This window comes from Variovorax sp. ISS6 (assembly GCF_056523145.1).
In genome coordinates this window covers 2,081,489-2,098,700 of record NZ_JAWRZC010000001.1, presented here as the reverse complement: position 1 = coordinate 2,098,700, position 17,212 = coordinate 2,081,489, and the positions used below count along the sequence as shown (strand labels likewise).

Sequence of the window (17,212 nt, the reverse complement as noted above, 5' to 3'; positions counted from 1 at the left end):
CTCAGGCGTGCGAGACCTCGGCCTGCGCTTCCTTCGGCAGGTCGACCATCGGCCCGCTGCCGCTGTAGCGGTCGAGCGCGAGGTAGATCGCGGGCGTGATGTAGAGCGTGATCACCTGCGAGAAGATCAGCCCGCCCACCACCGCCACGCCCAGCGGCTGGCGCAGCTCGGCGCCGGCGCCCAGGCCCAGCGCGAGCGGCAGCGCGCCCATCAGCGCGGCCAGCGTGGTCATCAGGATCGGGCGGAAGCGCAGCCGGCAGGCCTCGCGGATCGCCTCCACCGGCTGCAGGCCCTCGGTGCGCTGCGCGTCGAGCGCGAAGTCGATCATCATGATCGCGTTCTTCTTCACGATGCCGATCAGAAGCAGGATGCCGATGGTCGCGATCAGCGTCAGGTCGAAGCCGAAGATCTTCAGCGAGATCAAGGCGCCCACCGCCGCCGAGGGCAGGCCCGCGAGGATGGTGATCGGATGGATGTAGCTCTCGTAGAGCACGCCCAGCAGCACGTAGATGACCAGCACCGCCAGCACCAGCAGCACGGCCTGGCTGGACTGCGAGCTCTGGAACACCGCGGCATCGCCCCCGTAGGTGGTGATGATCGACTGCGGCATCTTGAGCTCTTCCTTGAAGCGGTCGATCTTGGCGGTGGCGTTGCCCAGCGGCACGTCGGGCCCGAGGTTGAACGACACCGTCACCGCCTGCAGCTGGCCCTGGTGGTTGACGGAGGTCGGGCCCACGGTGCGCTCGATGCTCGAGAAGGCCGACAGCGGCACCAGCCGGCCGGTGGTGCTGCGCACCGACAGGCGCGAGACGTCGTCCTCGAACTGCCGGTCGTTGTCGGCCGCCGAGAGGATCACCTGGTAGGTGTTGCTGGCCGCGTAGATGCTGCCGATCTGGCGGTCGCCGTAGGCGTTGTAGAGCGCGGTGCGCAGGTCGCCCACGGCCACGCCGAGCACGCCGGCCTTGTCGCGGTCGATCTTCAGCGTGGCCTGCAGGCCGCGGTTCTGCGAGTCGCTGGTGACGTCGCGGAAGTCGGGGTCGGCGCGCATGCGCTCCATCAGCCGCGTGGCCCAGGGCACCATCTCGCCGGCGTTCACGCTCTGCAGCGTGTACTGGAAGCGCGCCTTGCTCTGGCGCCCGCCCAGGCGCAGGTTCTGCACCGGCTGCATGTAGACGGCGATGCCGGGAATCTCGCGGAAGCGCTGACGCAGCGACTCGAGCACCTTCGACATCTTCGGCCGCTCGCCGCGCGCCTTGAGCACCGCGAACAACCGGCCCGAGTTCTGCGTGGCCGTGGGGCCGCCCACGCCGACGAAGGAGCTCACGTAGTCGACGCTGGGGTCGGCCATCAGCGCGTCGGACACGCGGTCCTGCAGCGCCTTCATGGCGGTGAAGGAGATGTCCTCGGCGGCCTCGGTCGTGATCTGGATCTGGCCGATGTCCTCCTCGGGGAAGAAACCCTTGGGGATCGTGATGAACAGCCAGGCCGTGACGACGAAGGTGGCGCCGGCCATCAGCAGCATCAGCCCGCGGTGCGCCAGGGTCCAGTCGAGCGTGCGCATGTAGCTGCCGTGCACCCAGCGGTAGCCGCGCTCGAAGGCGCGGCCGATCGCGGTGCCGGGCTCGGGATGCTCCTCCTCATGGTCGTGGCGCGCGCCGCCCTCGGGCCGCGGCACCTGCTTGAGCAGGCGGCTCGCGAGCATCGGCACCAGGGTTAGCGAGACGATCGCCGACACCAGCACCGCCAGCGCCACCACCACCGCGAACTCGTGGAACAGCAGGCCGATCACGCCCGGCATGAAGAAGATCGGGATGAACACCGCCACCAGCGAGATCGAGATCGAGACGATGGTGAAGCCCACCTCGCGCGCGCCGCGCAGCGAGGCCGCCAGCGGGTCCATGCCCTTCTCGACGTAGCGCATGATGTTCTCGAGCACCACGATGGCGTCGTCCACCACCAGGCCCACGGCCAGCGTGATGCCCAGGAGCGAGACGTTGTCGAGGCTGTAGCCGAAGGCATAGAGCAGCGCAACGGCGCCGATCAGCGAGATCGGAATGGTGGCCGCCGGGATCAAGGTGGCGACCAGCCGGTGCAGGAACAGGAAGATCACCAGCACCACCAGCGCGATGGTGCCCAGCAGGGTGAGCTGCACGTCGTGCACCGCCTCGCGGATCGACAGCGAGCGGTCGTTGACCATCTGGATCTCGACCGACTGCGGCAGCTCGGCCTTGAAGCGCGGGATCAGCGCACGCACCGCGTCGACCACCTGCACCGTGTTGGCATTGGGCTGGCGCTGCACGGCCAGCGAGATCGAGCTCTGGCCGTTGAAGCTGCTGGCGGTCTTGACCGACTCGAAGCTGTCCTCGATGGTCGCGACCTCGTCGAGCCGCACCGGTGCGCCGTTGCGCTGGCCGACGATCAGCTTGGCGAAGTCGGCCGCGCGCGTGAGCTGCTGGTTGGCCTGGATGGTGAGCGTCTGGCGCGGGCCGTCGAGCACGCCGACCGGCGTGTTGGCATTGGCCGAGTTGACCGCGCGCGCGAGCTCGTCGAGCGTGATGTTGCGCGCGTTGAGCAGGTCGGCGTTGGCCTTGATGCGCACCGCGAAGGCCTTGCGGCCGTACACGCCCACCTGCGCCACGCCGTCGATGGTCGAGAGCGTGGGCGAGATCAGGTTCTCGGCGTAGTCGTTGAGCTCCGAGGGGTTCATCGACGGCGAGATCAGCGCGATGAACAGCACCGGCGCATCGGCCGGGTTGACCTTGCGGTACGAGGGCAGCTGCGTGAGCTCCTGCGGCAGCTGGCGCTGCGCGCGCAGCAACGCGGCCTGCACGTCGACCGCGGCGGCATCGATGTCGCGGCTGCTGACGAACTCGAGCGTGAGCGAGGTCACGCCCTGCGTGTTGACCGAGCTGATGGTCTGCAGGCCCGGGATGGTCGAGAACTGCTTCTCGAGCGGCAGCGCAACCGAGCTCGCCATGGTGTCGGGACTGGCGCCCGGCAGCTGCGCATTGACGTTGATGACGGGCGTGTTGTAGCTGGGCAGCGCGGCGACCGGGATGCTGAAGTAGGCGAAGATGCCCACCACCACGACGGCCGCGGACAGCAGCACCGTCATCGCGGGACGGCGGATGCACAGCTCGGAAATGTTCATGCGCGTTCCCGCTGCGTCGACCGGATGTCGACGCCATCGGACGAAGCCGCGCTGCCTGGTGTCACGCCCGTGGTGCCGCCGGGCGCGGCCGGGGTCGCGGGCGCGTCGCCGCGCGGCTTGTCGTCGACGCGCACCTTGCCGTTGGGCCGCACGTTCTGGCTGCCTTCGATCACGACCTGCTCGCCCGGCTCGACGCCGCTGACCGCGACCTTGGTGCCGAAGGTGTGCAGCGTCTTCACCTTGCGGCGGCTCGCGTTGCGCTCCTTGTCGACCACGTAGAGCGAGGTGCCCTCGGGCAGCATCATCAGCGCCGCCGCCGGCACCACCGTCACGCCCTCGAGCGTGCGCACCGTGATGCGGGTGCCGACGAACTGGCCGGGCCACAGGCTCTGGTCGGCGTTGTCGAACACGGCCTTGGCGCGCACGGTGCCGATCTGCGGGTCGACCGTGTTGTCGACGAAGTTGAGCGTGCCCTGCAGCGTGTCCTTGCGGCCCGTGACCACGGCCTCGACGCGCGAGCGGGTGCGCGCGGCGGCCAGCAGGTCCTGCAGGTTGGCCTCGGGCACGGGGAAGCTCACGGCGATCGGATCGAGCTGCGTGACCGTGACCAGCGACAGCGTGGGCTGCACCAGCGTGCCCGGGTAGATGTTGACGGCGCCGATGCGGCCCGCGATCGGCGCATGCAGCTTGGTGTAGCTCAGCGCCACCTGGGCCGACTGCACCGCGGCGCGGTCGGCCGCGACCGCCGCGCGCTGCGCCTCGAGCTGCGACAGCGTGGCATCGGTCGCGCTCTTGGAGATGAAGTTCTGCGCCAGCAATTCCTGGCTGCGCTTGTACTGGCGCTCGAGGTCGGCCAGCGTGGCCTCGTCGCGCTTCTGCTGGGCCTGGGCGCGCGCCAGGTTGGCCTGGTCGTTGCGGTCGTCGAGCGTGAAGAGCAGTTGACCCTGCTTCACGAACTGGCCTTCCTTCACGTGCACCACGTCGACCGTGTTGGTCACCTGCGGTCGCAGGTCCACGCTGTTGAGCGAGACCACGCTGCCGTTGACCTGCACCGTGACCGGCACGTCCTGGCGCACGGCGGTGGCGAGCGTGACCAGCGCGGTCGGCGCGGCGGCCGGCCCCTTGGCGCTCTTCGCCGCGGCGCGCTCGCCCGAGCCGCTCCACCACCATCCCGCGGCGGCGACGATCGACACGCCCACGAGGGCGATGACTGCGTTCTTCTTCATGGGTTTTTGTGCACTTTGGGCTGACAGCGGCTATTGGATCGCGGGGGGTTCCGAGTGTCCATCCGCACCGTAAAGAAAAGTAAAGGCCAGGGCGCCGCGCCCGGTAAAAACGGTCGGGATAAGCACCGATGGACAGGCACCCCGCTCGCTAGAATCCCCGCTCCACAGCCTCTGGATGAACCCCATGAACCGCTGCAAGACACCCACGAATGCTCTTCATTTCATAGCAGCTTGCGCAACGCTGGCAGCCACTTCCAGCTTCTTTCCGCTTCAGGCGAGCGCGCAGGACGCGGTGCCCCGGCCGCAGACCCAGAACGAATCGCTGGTCGGCGGGCGCAATTTCCCGGTCGGCACCCTGCGCGGCAAGTTCCGCGTGATCGACGGCAACGACGTGATGCTCGACGGCCGCCCCGACCGGCTCGCGCCCGGCGCGCGCATCCGCAGCGGCCAGAACATGCTGGTGATGAGCGGCGCGATCGTCGGCCAGAACCTGCTGGTCAACTACACGCGCGATGCCGCCGGCATGCTGCGCGAGGTCTGGATCCTCACGCCCGACGAAGCCACCGCCAGCCGCGAATCGCTGAACAAGCCCTTCCTCAACATCTGGCCGTTCGTGCAGAACGACACGGTCAACACGCAGTAGGCATCTCGCCCGCAGGCCCTCGGCCGCACCGGCATTCCTCTCGCGGACACGCCCCGCCGCTTTCGCCACGAAAGCCCCGTGTCCGCCCGGCCCTCCGCGAGACGAGGGCCCCTCCCATATAGAAGAGCTCCCCATGACCGCCAAGAAAGTCTTCATCAAAACCTTCGGCTGCCAGATGAACGAGTACGACTCGGACAAGATGGCCGACGTGCTCAACGCGGCCCAGGGCTACGAGCCGACGCAGAACGTCGACGAGGCCGACCTGATCCTGTTCAACACCTGCTCGGTGCGCGAGAAGGCGCAGGAGAAGGTGTTCTCCGACCTGGGCCGCGTCAAGCACCTGAAGGCGCGCGGCGTGAAGATCGGCGTCGGCGGCTGCGTGGCCAGCCAGGAGGGCAACGCCATCATCGCGCGCGCGCCCTACGTCGACATCGTGTTCGGCCCGCAGACCCTGCACCGGCTGCCCGAGATGCTGGCCGAGCGCGAGCGGCTCGACCGCCCGCAGGTCGACATCAGCTTTCCCGAGATCGAGAAGTTCGACCACCTGCCGCCCGCGCGCGTGGAAGGCGCCACCGCCTTCGTGTCGATCATGGAAGGCTGCTCCAAGTACTGCAGCTACTGCGTGGTGCCCTACACGCGCGGCGAGGAAGTCAACCGGCCGCTCGACGACGTGCTGGTCGAGATCGCCGGCCTGGCCGACCAGGGCGTGCGCGAGGTCACGCTGCTGGGCCAGAACGTCAATGCCTACCGCGGCCGCATGGGCGACACGGCCGAGATCGCCGACTTCGCGCTGCTGATCGAGTACGTGGCCGAGATCCCCGGCATCGAGCGCATCCGCTACACCACCAGCCATCCGAACGAGTTCACGCCGCGGCTGATCGAAGCCTATGCCAGGGTGCCGCAGCTCGTGAGCCACCTGCACCTGCCGGTGCAGCACGGCAGCGACCGCATCCTGATGGCGATGAAGCGCGGCTACACCGCCATGGAATACAAGAGCACGGTGCGCAAGCTGCGCGCGATCCGGCCCGAGCTCGCGCTGTCGAGCGACTTCATCGTCGGCTTCCCCGGCGAGACCGAGGCGGACTTCGACAAGATGATGAAGCTGATCGACGACTGCCAGTTCGACGCCAGCTTCAGCTTCATCTTCAGCCCGCGCCCCGGCACGCCGGCCGCCGCGCTGCACGACGACACGCCGCACGAGGTCAAGCTGGCGCGGCTGCAGAAGCTGCAGGCCGTGATCGACGGCAACGTGAAGCGCTTCGGCGAGGCGCTGGTGGGCAGCACCCAGCGCGTGCTGGTGGAAGGCGCCTCGCGCCGCGACGCGAGCGAGCTGATGGGCCGCACGGCCTGCAACCGGGTCGTCAACTTCGAGGGCGACGCACGGCTCGTGGGCCAAATGACCGACCTGCGCATCACGCGCTCGCTGGCCTACACGCTGCGCGGCGAAGTGCCCACGCGCGAGAGCGCGTCCGCCGCCGGGGCGCTCGCCTGATGGCGAAGCGATCGATACGGGGCTCGTTCCAGCAGCTCCTGCTGTTCGCCTTCCTGCTGATCACCGCGCTGCTGGTGGGCGTGGCGCTGCGCTCGGTGCTGCAGTACGACACCTTGATGACGCAAAGCCGCGACGCCGCGGCGCGCGCGCTGCGACTGTCGGGCGCGGCCCAGTCGCTGGCCGAGCGCAGCGCGGCGATGGAGCGTGCCGGGCGCCAGTCGCTGGTGCTCAACGATTCGGTGCTGCGGCGCCGCTTCGACGATGCCGCGCGCGAGGCCCACGGCGTGCTCGAGCGGCTCGAGAAGAACGGCCTGGCCCCCGCCAGCACCGAGGCCTGGCGCACCCAGCTCGGCGTGATCGAGGGCCTGATGAGCGGCAGCGCCGACAGCGCGCTGCAGCGCGAGAGCACGATGGCGATGCAGTTCCGCGACCTCGACGCGCTCAACACCAACATCGCGCAGCAGGCCCAGTTCCTGATCGAGATGCAGAACGACGCGCTGTCCAAGCGCATCGAGAACGCGCGCCGCCGGCTGATGCGCGAGGTGGTCGCGGCCAGCGTGCTCGCGGTGTCGCTGGCGCTGGCCTTCGGCATCTGGCTGGCGCGGCCTTTCAAGCGGCTCGAGCACGCCATCGTCGGCCTGGGCCAGAACCGGCTCGACGAGCCGATCGACATCCGCGGCCCGGCCGACGTGCGGCGCGTGTCGCAGCAGCTCGAATGGCTGCGGCTGCGGCTGACCGAGCTCGATGCCGACAAGGCGCGCTTCCTGCGCCACGTGTCGCACGAGCTGAAGACGCCGCTGGCGGCGCTGCGCGAGGGCGTGTCGCTGCTCGAGGACGGCGTGACCGGCGCGCTGAACCCGGCGCAGCTCGAGGTGGCGCAGATCCTGAACCAGAACACGGTGGCGCTGCAGGGCCAGATCGAGGCGCTGCTGCGCTTCAACGCGGCCGCCTTCGAGGCGCGCGAGCTGCGCCGCGAGCGCACCGACCTGCTGCCGCTGATCGAGGAGCAGATCGAGTCGCAGCGGCTGCAGTGGCAGGCCCACGGCCTCACGGTGCGCGCCGAGGGCGAGCGCATCGCGCTCACGGTCGACCGCACCAAGCTCGGCACCGCGATCGCCAACCTGCTGTCGAACGCGATCCGCTTCTCGGCGCGCGGCGGCACCATCACGCTCGCGGTCTCGGGCACGCCCGAGGCGGTGCGCATCGACGTCAACGACGCCGGCCCGGGCATCGCCGAGGGCGACCGCGACCGCATCTTCGAGCCCTTCTACCGCGGCGAGCGCCAGCCGGAACACGCTGTCAAGGGCACGGGCATCGGACTTTCCATCGTGCAGGAGTACATTGCAGCCCATGGGGGCCGCATCGCCCTGCTGCCCGAGGGGCCCGGCGCGCGTTTCCGCATCGAGTTGCCGCGCACGGCCTGAGCTTCCCGGCGCCCCCACCTCCCCGTAGCCATCGCCAACGCCCCGCGTCGTCCTTCTTCGTCCATGTCTTTTCCGTCCGTACGCCCCTCCACCGCCACCCGCGCACTGGCTGCGCTGGCCGCGCCGTGGCTCCTGCTGCTGGTCGCCTGCAGCGCGCCGCCCAAGCCGCCCGCGGAGGCCGATGCGCTGCCGCCGCCGCCGGTGCTGCCGCGCGTGATGCCGGTCGAGGCCGAGCCGAAAGCGCCGGCCACCCAGCCGGCCTCGCTGTTCACGCTGATGACCCAGGGCCCGGTGGCCGCCATGCTGGCCTACGCCGACAAGGTGCGCCCGCTCAACGGCGGCGAACTCAGCGCCGAGATCCAGCGCCTGGGCGACCCCGGCGACGCGCCCACGGCGCAGATGCAGCTCGCGATCCTGCTGTCGCAGACCCGCGTGCCGGCCGACCTGGCGCGCGCGCTGGGCCTGCTGCAGCGCGTGATCGCCAATCCCGCGCCCGAGGCCCAGCAGCTGCAGCCGCTGGCGCGCGCGCTGGCCGCGCGCTACGTCGAACAGCGCCGCGTCGAGGACGACCGCGACAAGCAGGTGCAGCAGCTGCGCGACAGCCAGCGCCGCATCGATCAGCTCAACGACCGCATCGAAGCCCTGCGCGCCATCGAGCGCAGCTTCGCGCGGCCCAACACGCCCGCGGCCCCGGCCTCGGCACCGAACGGAAGCAGGTCCACCCCATGAGTACTTCGGGCGCCCGCCTCCTGGTCGTCGACGACGATCCGGACATGCTGCGGCTGCTGTCGATGCGGCTGAGCTCGGCGGGCTACCAGGTCACGGCCGTGACCTCGGCCGAGACGGCGCTCACGCAGCTCGAGATCGAGCATCCGCAACTGGTGCTCAGCGACGTGCGCCTGCCGGGCCGCGACGGCCTGGCGCTGTTCGACGAGATCCGCAAGCGCCATCCCTCGCTGCCGGTGATCCTGCTGACCGCGCACGGCACCATCCCCGACGCGGTGGAAGCCACCGCGCGTGGCGTCTTCACCTACCTGACCAAGCCCTACGACGGGCGCGAGCTGCTCGACAAGATCGCCCAGGCGCTCGCGCTGGGCGCGCCGGCCACGGTGCCGAGCAAGGCCGGCGACGACAGCTGGCGCGCCGACATCGTGAGCCGCAGCAACCGCATGGCCGAGCTGCTGGCCGAGGCGCGCATGGTCGCCAAGTCCGACGCCTCGGTGCTGCTGCGCGGCGACTCGGGCGCCGGCAAGGAGATGCTGGCGCGCGCCATCCACAAGGCCAGCGCGCGCGCCGACAAGCCCTTCGTGGCGGTCAACTGCGGCGCCATCCCCGAGGCCCTGCTCGAGTCGGAGCTGTTCGGCCACATGAAGGGCGCCTTCACCGACGCCCACGCCAACCACAAGGGCCTGTTCCAGCAGGCCGACGGCGGCACCCTGCTGCTCGACGAGATCGGCGACATGCCGCCCGCGCTGCAGGTCAAGCTGCTGCGCGTGCTGCAGGAGCGCGCGGTGCGCCCGCTGGGCGCCAGCCAGTCGATCGAGGTCGACGTGCGCATCATCTCGGCCACCCACCGCGACCTCGACGCCGCGATGGAAGCCGGCCAGTTCCGCGAGGACCTCTACTACCGGCTCAACGTGGTGACGCTGACGCTGCCGCCGCTGTCGGCGCGCCGCGAGGACATCCCGCTGCTGGCCAACCACTTCCTGCAGAAGCTCTCGACCAAGTACGGCAAGCGGCTGTCGGGCTTCGCGCCCGAGGCGCTGAAGGCGCTGACCACCGCGGCCTGGCCCGGCAACGTGCGCCAGCTCTACAACGTGGTCGAGCAGGTCTGCGCGCTGTCGAGCTCGCCGCTGATCCCGCTGGCGCTGGTGCAGCGGGCGCTGCGGGTGCCGACCGTGGAGGTCCAGACCTATGCCGAGGCCAAGCAGCGCTTCGAGCGCGAATACCTGGTCGGTCTGCTGAAACTGACGGACGGCAACGTCGCCGACGCGGCCCGCCTGGCCGACCGCAACCGCACGGAGTTCTACCGCCTGCTGCAGAAGCATGAGCTCACTCCGGGCCACTTCAAGGCCGACGCTGTCGCTGCCGGTGGCGAGGGTGTCGCCGACGAGCGACGCCCCTAAGTCGTTGATTCATATGGGTGTTTTTCGGCGGGCCGGCAGGCCTGTCGGGATTCGGCGACAAAAACGGGGGTTTTGAGGCCCCTTTGGCCCTCCGGCCCCGGGAAATTCCGGTCGAAGTGGCCCAAGTGCTTGATTCCAAAGCACTTTTCCATGCTGGCACAGGGTTTGCCCCTGTAGTCGCATGACAGCATTCAACAGCCCATCTTTCGCACTGCGTCCGCAGCGCGACGGCCTGCGTCAAAAGCAGTTTTCCGCCTCGCGGCCCCGTGCCGCGGGCCATTCGCCAGCCGCGCTCGCCAGCGCCGGCGGCGTCGCGACCGATTGCGTCTTCAAGCGCTTTCCGGCCATCGGCGACACCTCCTCCTCCCTCGACAAGCAACGTTGGTAAACACCATGAAGCCGAACGACTTCTCCCAACTCAATGTCCTGGCCGATTCCGACTTCTCGCACCGCAGCCCGGTGCGTGAGGAACGCCATCCCAACGCCGTCACCGCGCCCCCGCTCAACCGCGGCTCGATGACGCCGCGCCCCTGGCGCGGTTTCTGGAACAGCCTCGGCACCGCCCTGCTGGTCCGCCTGGGCGCCGGCGGCAAGCGCGAAGGCGCCCCGGCCGAAGCCAGGCAGCCGTGGCAGCGCGCCGCCTCGCAGCGCCGCCTGGCCTTCATGCTGCTGACCGTGCTGAGCACCGTGGTCGCTTCCACGCTGTTCGCGGGCGTGCAGCCCGACTATGACAACGTCTGGCTCGAATACGGCCAGATCGGCCTCTACGGCCTGCTCTCGGGCTGGGTCGTGACCGGCTTCGTGACCGCCCTCATGGGCTTCTACGTCTCGGTGCGCGGCGACAAGCACGCGCTCTCGGCGAAGCAGGTGGCCAACCACCCGATGAACCCGGAAGCCCGCACCGCGATCATCATGCCGATCTGCAACGAGGACGTGGCCACCGTGTTCGCCGGCCTGCGCGCCACCTGCGAATCGGTCGCGGCCACGGGCCACGCGAAGCAGTTCGACGTGTTCGTGCTGTCCGACAGCTACAACCCCGAGACCGCCGCCGCCGAGCGCGCCGCCTGGGAAGACCTGCGCGCCGCGCTGGCCGACAGCCCGAACCAGCCGCAGGTCGAGGTCTACTACCGCCTGCGCACCCGCCGCACGCACCGCAAGGCCGGCAACGTGGCCGACTTCTGCCGCCGCTGGGGCAAGGACTACCGCTACATGGTCGTGCTCGACGCCGACTCCGTGATGAGCGGCGACTGCCTGACCTCGATGGTCAAGCTGATGGAAGCCAATCCCACCGCCGGCATCATCCAGACCGCCACCCAGGCCATCGGCCACGTGACGCTGCATGCCCGCGCACAGCAATTCGCCTCCCGCGTGACGGGCCGCCTGTTCACGCTGGGCATGCAGTTCTGGCAACTGGGCGAATCGCACTACTGGGGCCACAACGCGATCATCCGCGTCGAGCCCTTCATGAAGCACTGCGCGCTGGCCCCGATCAAGGGCACCGGCGGCATGTCGGGCGGCATCATGTCGCACGACTTCGTCGAAGCCGCGCTGATGCGCCGTGCCGGCTACCACGTGTGGCTGGTGTCCGACCTGGTCGGCAGCTACGAACAGCAACCGCCGGACCTGCTGGCCGAACTGCAGCGCGACCGCCGCTGGTGCCAGGGCAACCTGCAGAACGCCCGCCTGATGGCCGAGCCCGGCATCCACTCGGTGCACCGCGCGATGTTCGTGACCGGCACCATGGCCTATGTTTCCGCCCCGCTGTGGCTCGCGTTCCTGACGCTGGGCACCGCGCTGTGGCTCAGCGGTTCCAGCCTGATCTCGAGCTGGAGCGTGCTGCCGGCCGAACTCGCCGGCCTCTGGGTCTGGACCCTGTGCCTGCTGTTCCTGCCCCGCGTGCTCGGCGTCGCCGCCGTGCTGATGCGCGGCGAGCAGCGCCAGTTCGGCGGCCTGTGGGGCCTGGTCAAGAGCTCGGTGATGGAAAGCGGTCTCGCGATCGTGCAGGCCCCGGTGCGCATGCTGGCCCACTCGCTGTTCGTGCTGGTCGCCCTCACCGGCATCAAGCTCGACTGGAAGTCGCCCCCGCGCGAAGCCGCCGCCGTGCCGTGGAAGGTCGCCGCCTCGCAGCTGGCCCCCATGACGCTGGTGATCGCACTGCTGGCCATCGGCGTCGCGATGATCGACCCGAGCGCCCTGATGTGGCTCATGCCGGTCGGCCTGCCGCTGCTGCTGGCGATCCCGCTGACCGTGCTGACCAGCCAGATCGCACTGGGCACCACGCTGCGCGACCGCGGCTTCCTGCTGATTCCCGAGGAATCGCGTTCGCCGGCCGTGCTGCGCCGCGCCTGGATGCATGCGCTGCGCCTCTCGCGCCCCGCGGCGCTGGCCACCGCCTGACGCGCGCACGCCACACGCCTCGCACGAAGCCGGCCCCGAGGGGCCGGCTTTTTTCATGGCGCGCCTAGAATCGCGCCTTCCTTTTTTCAACCCACGGATCCTCCCGATCCCCTGGAGCGCCAAGTGCCCCGATTCGCCGTCACCACCCTCTGACGCCGACAACACCACTTCACTGGTCATGTCGGGCGCCAAGCTGCGCATCCGCTGACCGGACACGGCCCTTCGCTGGAAACAGCGGCCGTCGAAGTCGCTCCCGATCCCTCTCAGCTTCGCTCCCGCACGTTGTCGGTTCTTCCTGGTTTCCATCCGGAGAACAAACGTGTTTCCCCTTTCTTCCTCCCTCTCGTCGCTGCCGCTGCTGAAGTACCCGCGGACCGCGCACCTCGAAGGCTCGCGGCTGCAGCCCGGCGACAGCGACGACGGCCAGACGCCGCAGGCGGCGCTGCACGGACTGCACGTGGTCATCGAGGAAAAGCTCGATGGCGCGAACGCCGCCGTGTCGTTCAGCGCGGCCGGCGAGCTGCTGCTGCAGTCGCGCGGCCACTACCTCGCGGGTGGTGCCGGCGAGCGCCAGTTCAACCTGTTCAAGCACTGGGCCGCCACGCACGAGGCGGCGCTGCTCGAACGGCTCGAGGACCGCTACGTGATGTACGGCGAATGGTGCTTCGCCAAGCACAGCTGCTGGTACGACCGGCTGCCGGCCTTCTTCCTGGAGTTCGATCTCTACGACCGCCAGGCGCAGCGTTTTCTCTCGACGCCGGCGCGGCAGGCGCTGCTCGCGGGCGGCCCGGTGCTGTCGGTGCCCGTGCTCTACGAGGGCGCGATGCCGCGCCAGCCGAAGGCCCTGCGTTCGCTCGTGCGGCCCTCGCTCGCGCGCAGCACGGGCTGGCGCTCGGCCTTCGAACAGGCCGTGGCCGACGAGGGCCAGCCGCTCGCGCTGGCGCGGCAGCAGACCGACCTGTCGGACCTGGCCGAGGGCCTGTACCTCAAGACCGAGTCGAACGGCCAGGTGACGGGCCGCTACAAGTGGGTGCGCCCGGACTTCGTCCAGACCATCCTCGACTCGGGCTCGCACCACAGCCGCCGGCCGCTGCTGCCCAACCGGCTGGCACCGGGCGCGGACCTGCATGCGCCGGTGCCGCCGCTCGGCTGGCACGACCTGGGACTGCGCACGCTGCGCGATCCCGCCGAACTCACGACCACCGGGAGGCCGCGATGACTTTCGACGAACTTCGCACGCTGGTGCCCGCGCCCGGCGCAGGCGCCGACTGGGCACGCTGCTGCGAACTGCTGCCGGGCCTGCTGCGCCTCGAGGAGACGCCGCAGGATCCGTACTACCACGCCGAGGGCAACGTCGGCATCCACACGCGCATGGTGCTCGATGCACTGGCGCAGGACGAGCACTACCGGCGCGCCGATGCCGACGGCCGCTTCGTGCTGTTCATGGCCTGCCTGCTGCACGACATCGCCAAGCCCGACACCACGGTGATCGACGAGGCCAGCGGCCGCATCGGCCAGCCCGGCCATTCGCGTCGCGGCGCGGTCGATGTGCGCGTGCTGATGTGGAAGGCGCGCGTGCCCTTCGCGCTGCGCGAGGCCGTGTGCCGGATCGTCGCGGTGCACCAGCTGCCGTTCCATGCCTTCGCCTCGCGCAAGGGCGAGCGGCCCGAGCGGCTGGTGCATCGACTGTCGTGGGAGCTGAGCCTGCCCGACCTGTGCTGCGTCGCGCGCTGCGACATGCTGGGGCGCCATTACGAGAAGCGCTCCGACAGCCTGGCCGACATCGCGCTGTTCGAGCAGCTCGCGCAGGAGGAAGGCTGCTGGGACGGCCCGCGACGGATGGTCGACGCCCACACGCGCCTGGCCTACTTCCGCGGCGCCGACACCAGCCCCGACTACCCGCTGTTCCAGAACCCGGGCTCGCGCGTGACGGTGATGTGCGGCCTGCCCGCGAGCGGCAAGAACCACTGGGTGGCACAGCAGCGCAAGGGTTGGCCGGTCGTGTCCTTCGACGATGCGCGCGCCGAGCTGGGCCTGAAGCACGGCGAGAACGACGGGCTCGCCGCGCACCATGCGGTCGACCAGGCGAAGGCGCTGCTGCGCAGGCAGGAACACTTCGTCTGGAACGCCACCCACCTGAGCCAGCAGATGCGTACCAAGACGCTGGACCTGCTGTGGGCCTATCACGCGCACATCGAGCTGGTGTACCTCGAGGTGCCGCATGCCGAACTGATGCGCCGCAACCGCGAGCGCGACACGACGCTGTCGAACGCGGGCATCGAGCGCATGCTGCACCGCTGGGAGCTGCCGACGCCGATCGAGGCACATGCGACGGTCTACGAGGTGCAGACCTGAAAAAACGACGAAGCCCGCCGGGTCATCCCCGGCGGGCTTCGTACATCTCTCTATATATGTACGCGGCTCAGAACGGCAGCTTCGGCCCGCCGGGACCACCCATCCCGCCCATGCCCTTCATGCCGCCCATCTTCTTCATCATCTTCATGAGGCCGCCGCCCTTCATCTTCTTCATCATCCCCTGCATCTGCTCGAACTCGTTGAGCAGCCGGTTCACTTCCTGAACCTGCACGCCCGCGCCGGCCGCGATGCGGCGCTTGCGCGTGGCCTTGAGCAGCTCGGGCTTGCGGCGCTCCAGCGGCGTCATGCTCTGGATGATCCCTTCCTTGCGGCGGATGTCGCGCTCGGCGCGCGTCATGTCGGCCTCGCTGGCCTTGGCCGCCATCTGCGTGGGCAGCTTGTCCATCAGGCTCGAGAGGCCGCCCATCTGCTTCATCTGCTGCAACTGGCCGAGGAAGTCGTTGAGGTCGAAGCCCGCGCCGCTCTTGACCTTGGCCGCGAGCTTCTGCGCCGCCGCCACGTCGACGCCGGCCGTGACCTGCTCGACCAGCGCGACGATGTCGCCCATGCCCAGGATGCGGCCCGCATGGCGCTCGGCGTCGAACACCTCGAGGCCGTCGATCTTCTCGCTCACGCCCGCGAACTTGATCGGCACGCCCGTGACCTGGCGCACCGACAGCGCCGCGCCGCCGCGCGAATCGCCGTCGGTCTTGGTCAGGATGATGCCGGTGAGCGGCAGCGCCTCCTTGAAGGCGCGCGCCGTGTTGATCGCGTCCTGGCCCTGCATGGCGTCGACCACGAACAGGGTCTCGACCGGGTTCAGCGCGCCGTGCAGCTGCTGGATCTCGGCCATCAGCACCTCGTCGATCGCGAGCCGGCCGGCCGTGTCGACCAGCAGCACGTCGAAGAAGTGGCGCTTGGCATGGTCGAGCGCGGCGCGCGCGATGTCCAGCGGCTTCTGGTCGGGCGTGCTCGGGAACCATTCGGCGCCGGCCTGCCTGGTGACGGTCTTGAGCTGCTCGATGGCGGCGGGCCGGTAGACGTCGCCCGAGACCGTGAGCACCTTCTTCTTGCGCTTCTCGATCAGGTGCTTGGCGAGCTTGGCGGTGGTGGTGGTCTTGCCGGCGCCCTGCAGGCCGGCCATCAGAATCACCGCCGGCGGCTGGGCCGCGAGATTGATGTCGGAGACGCCCTCGCCCATGGTGGCGGCGAGCTCGCGGTTGACGATGCCGACCAGCGCCTGGCCCGGCTTGAGCGAGCCCAGCACTTCCTGGCCGAGCGCCTTTTCCTTCACGCGGGCGACGAAGTCGCGCACCACGGGCAGCGCCACGTCGGCTTCGAGCAACGCCATGCGCACTTCGCGCAGCATGTCCTGCACGTTGCTTTCGGTGATGCGCGCCTGGCCGCTCATCGTCTTGACGAGGCGGGAGAATTTTTCGGTGAGAGCGCTGGCCATGGAGGGGATGCCTTGCTTGCTGCCCGCTGCGGCGGGACGGATGGGAGAAGTCGCGGGAGACGGGTAGGAGGGAAGCTGGCGCGCGGCACCCGGAAATGCAAGGGTGAGCGGCTAAACTCCGATCGATGATTTTAGCGATCCCCTCCCCACTCGGCGTGGCGCTGGGCATCGCCGCCGCGGCCGCCTACGGTTTTGCCGCCGCCGCAGGCGCCCGGCTGAGCCGGCAGGCCACCCAGTGGGCGCTCGGCCTGGCCTGGCTGCTGCATGCCGCGGCGCTCGGCCACGGCATGGTCGGCCACGAACCCCGCTTCGGCTTCGCGCCCGCGCTCTCGGTCACGGCCTGGCTGGTGCTCACCGTCTACGCGGTCGAAAGCCGCATGTACCCGCAACTGCGGGTGCGCCGCGCGCTGGCCTGGCTCGGCGCGGCGGCGGTGCTGCTGGCGATCCTCTTTCCCGGCACGCCGCTGCACGTGTCGGCTTCGCCCTGGCTGCCGCTGCACCTGGCGCTGGGCATCGCCTCGTATGGCCTGTTCGCCGCCGCGGTGGTGCACGCCTGGCTCACGACCCGCGCCGAAAAGCAGATCCGCCTGGCCACCGAGCCGCAGGGCGGCGTGCCGCTGCTGACGCTCGAGCGCCTGACCTTCCGCTTCGTGACGGCCGGCTTCGTGCTGCTGTCGGCCACGCTGCTGGCCGGACTGCTGTTCAGCGAGCAGCTCTACGGCGCCGCGGGCCGGGCCTGGAAGTGGGACCACAAGTCGGCCTTCTCGGTACTGGCCTGGATCAGCTTCGCGGTGCTGCTGATCGGCCGCGCGCGCTTCGGCTGGCGCGGGCGCACCGCGCGGCGCGTGCTCTACGCGGGCTCGGCGCTGCTGCTGCTGGCCTACGTGGGCTCGCGCTTCGTGCTCGAAGTGGTGCTGGCGCGTCCGCCCGTCTGAAAACATT

13 protein-coding genes are annotated in these 17,212 nt (G+C 69.7%); 10 read left to right on the top strand and 3 right to left on the bottom strand.

What is annotated here, in order from left to right; genetic code table 11:
* Position 1 precedes the first annotated feature (1 nt).
* Complete coding sequence (locus AC1HIL_RS09610; RefSeq protein WP_057591120.1) at positions 2–3,151, bottom strand: efflux RND transporter permease subunit; 3,150 nt, start codon at positions 3,149–3,151, stop codon at positions 2–4.
* Entirely contained in the window at positions 3,148–4,377 is a 1,230-nt protein-coding gene (locus AC1HIL_RS09605) for an efflux RND transporter periplasmic adaptor subunit (RefSeq protein ID WP_082321631.1), read from the bottom strand. The genes AC1HIL_RS09610 and AC1HIL_RS09605 overlap by 4 nt, the downstream gene beginning before the upstream one ends.
* 292 nt (positions 4,378–4,669) lie before the next feature.
* Between AC1HIL_RS09605 and AC1HIL_RS09600 the strand changes: the two genes are divergently transcribed.
* The 9 genes from AC1HIL_RS09600 to AC1HIL_RS09560 all read left to right on the top strand — a co-directional run bounded on the left by AC1HIL_RS09600 (position 4,670) and on the right by AC1HIL_RS09560 (position 14,814).
* Positions 4,670–5,020 carry a hypothetical protein gene (locus AC1HIL_RS09600; protein WP_479671683.1) on the top strand — a complete coding sequence of 117 codons (351 nt, stop codon included), beginning with the start codon at positions 4,670–4,672 and terminating at the stop codon, positions 5,018–5,020.
* Positions 5,021–5,153: 133 nt separating this feature from the next.
* Positions 5,154–6,512 carry a tRNA (N6-isopentenyl adenosine(37)-C2)-methylthiotransferase MiaB gene (gene miaB / locus AC1HIL_RS09595; protein ID WP_479671682.1) on the top strand — a complete coding sequence of 453 codons (1,359 nt, stop codon included), beginning with the start codon at positions 5,154–5,156 and terminating at the stop codon, positions 6,510–6,512.
* A complete protein-coding gene (locus tag AC1HIL_RS09590) occupies positions 6,512–7,936 on the top strand; it encodes a sensor histidine kinase (RefSeq protein ID WP_057591123.1) in 1,425 nt (474 codons plus the stop codon). The genes miaB and AC1HIL_RS09590 overlap by 1 nt, the downstream gene beginning before the upstream one ends.
* Positions 7,937–7,999: 63 nt before the next feature.
* Positions 8,000–8,665 carry a hypothetical protein gene (locus tag AC1HIL_RS09585; RefSeq protein ID WP_479671681.1) on the top strand — a complete coding sequence of 222 codons (666 nt, stop codon included), beginning with the start codon at positions 8,000–8,002 and terminating at the stop codon, positions 8,663–8,665.
* Positions 8,662–10,062 (top strand): sigma 54-interacting transcriptional regulator, encoded by a 1,401-nt coding sequence (locus AC1HIL_RS09580; RefSeq protein ID WP_057591125.1) that lies wholly within the window; start codon positions 8,662–8,664, stop codon positions 10,060–10,062. Before AC1HIL_RS09585 ends, AC1HIL_RS09580 begins: the two co-directional genes overlap by 4 nt.
* A 181-nt stretch (positions 10,063–10,243) precedes the next feature.
* Positions 10,244–10,450 (top strand): hypothetical protein, encoded by a 207-nt coding sequence (locus AC1HIL_RS09575; protein ID WP_057591126.1) that lies wholly within the window; start codon positions 10,244–10,246, stop codon positions 10,448–10,450.
* Positions 10,451–10,455: 5 nt separating this feature from the next.
* Positions 10,456–12,459 (top strand): glucans biosynthesis glucosyltransferase MdoH, encoded by a 2,004-nt coding sequence (mdoH, locus tag AC1HIL_RS09570; RefSeq protein WP_479671680.1) that lies wholly within the window; start codon positions 10,456–10,458, stop codon positions 12,457–12,459.
* A 319-nt stretch (positions 12,460–12,778) separates the two neighbouring features.
* Positions 12,779–13,678, top strand: a complete 900-nt coding sequence (locus AC1HIL_RS09565; RefSeq protein ID WP_057591128.1) for an RNA ligase family protein — start codon at positions 12,779–12,781, stop codon at positions 13,676–13,678.
* On the top strand, positions 13,675–14,814 hold the full coding sequence (locus AC1HIL_RS09560; RefSeq protein WP_479671679.1) for an AAA family ATPase: 1,140 nt from the start codon (positions 13,675–13,677) through the stop codon (positions 14,812–14,814). Before AC1HIL_RS09565 ends, AC1HIL_RS09560 begins: the two co-directional genes overlap by 4 nt.
* Positions 14,815–14,881: 67 nt before the next feature.
* On the opposite strand, the gene ffh is transcribed toward AC1HIL_RS09560, so the two are convergent.
* The gene (gene ffh, locus AC1HIL_RS09555) at positions 14,882–16,270 is read right to left on the bottom strand and encodes a signal recognition particle protein (RefSeq protein ID WP_422098002.1); all 1,389 of its coding nucleotides are present in this window, start codon (positions 16,268–16,270) and stop codon (positions 14,882–14,884) included.
* A gap of 125 nt (positions 16,271–16,395) precedes the next feature.
* Here ffh and AC1HIL_RS09550 point away from each other — a divergent pair, with 125 nt between their 5' ends.
* Complete coding sequence (locus tag AC1HIL_RS09550; protein WP_413764480.1) at positions 16,396–17,205, top strand: cytochrome C assembly family protein; 810 nt, start codon at positions 16,396–16,398, stop codon at positions 17,203–17,205.
* Positions 17,206–17,212: the final 7 nt, after the last annotated feature.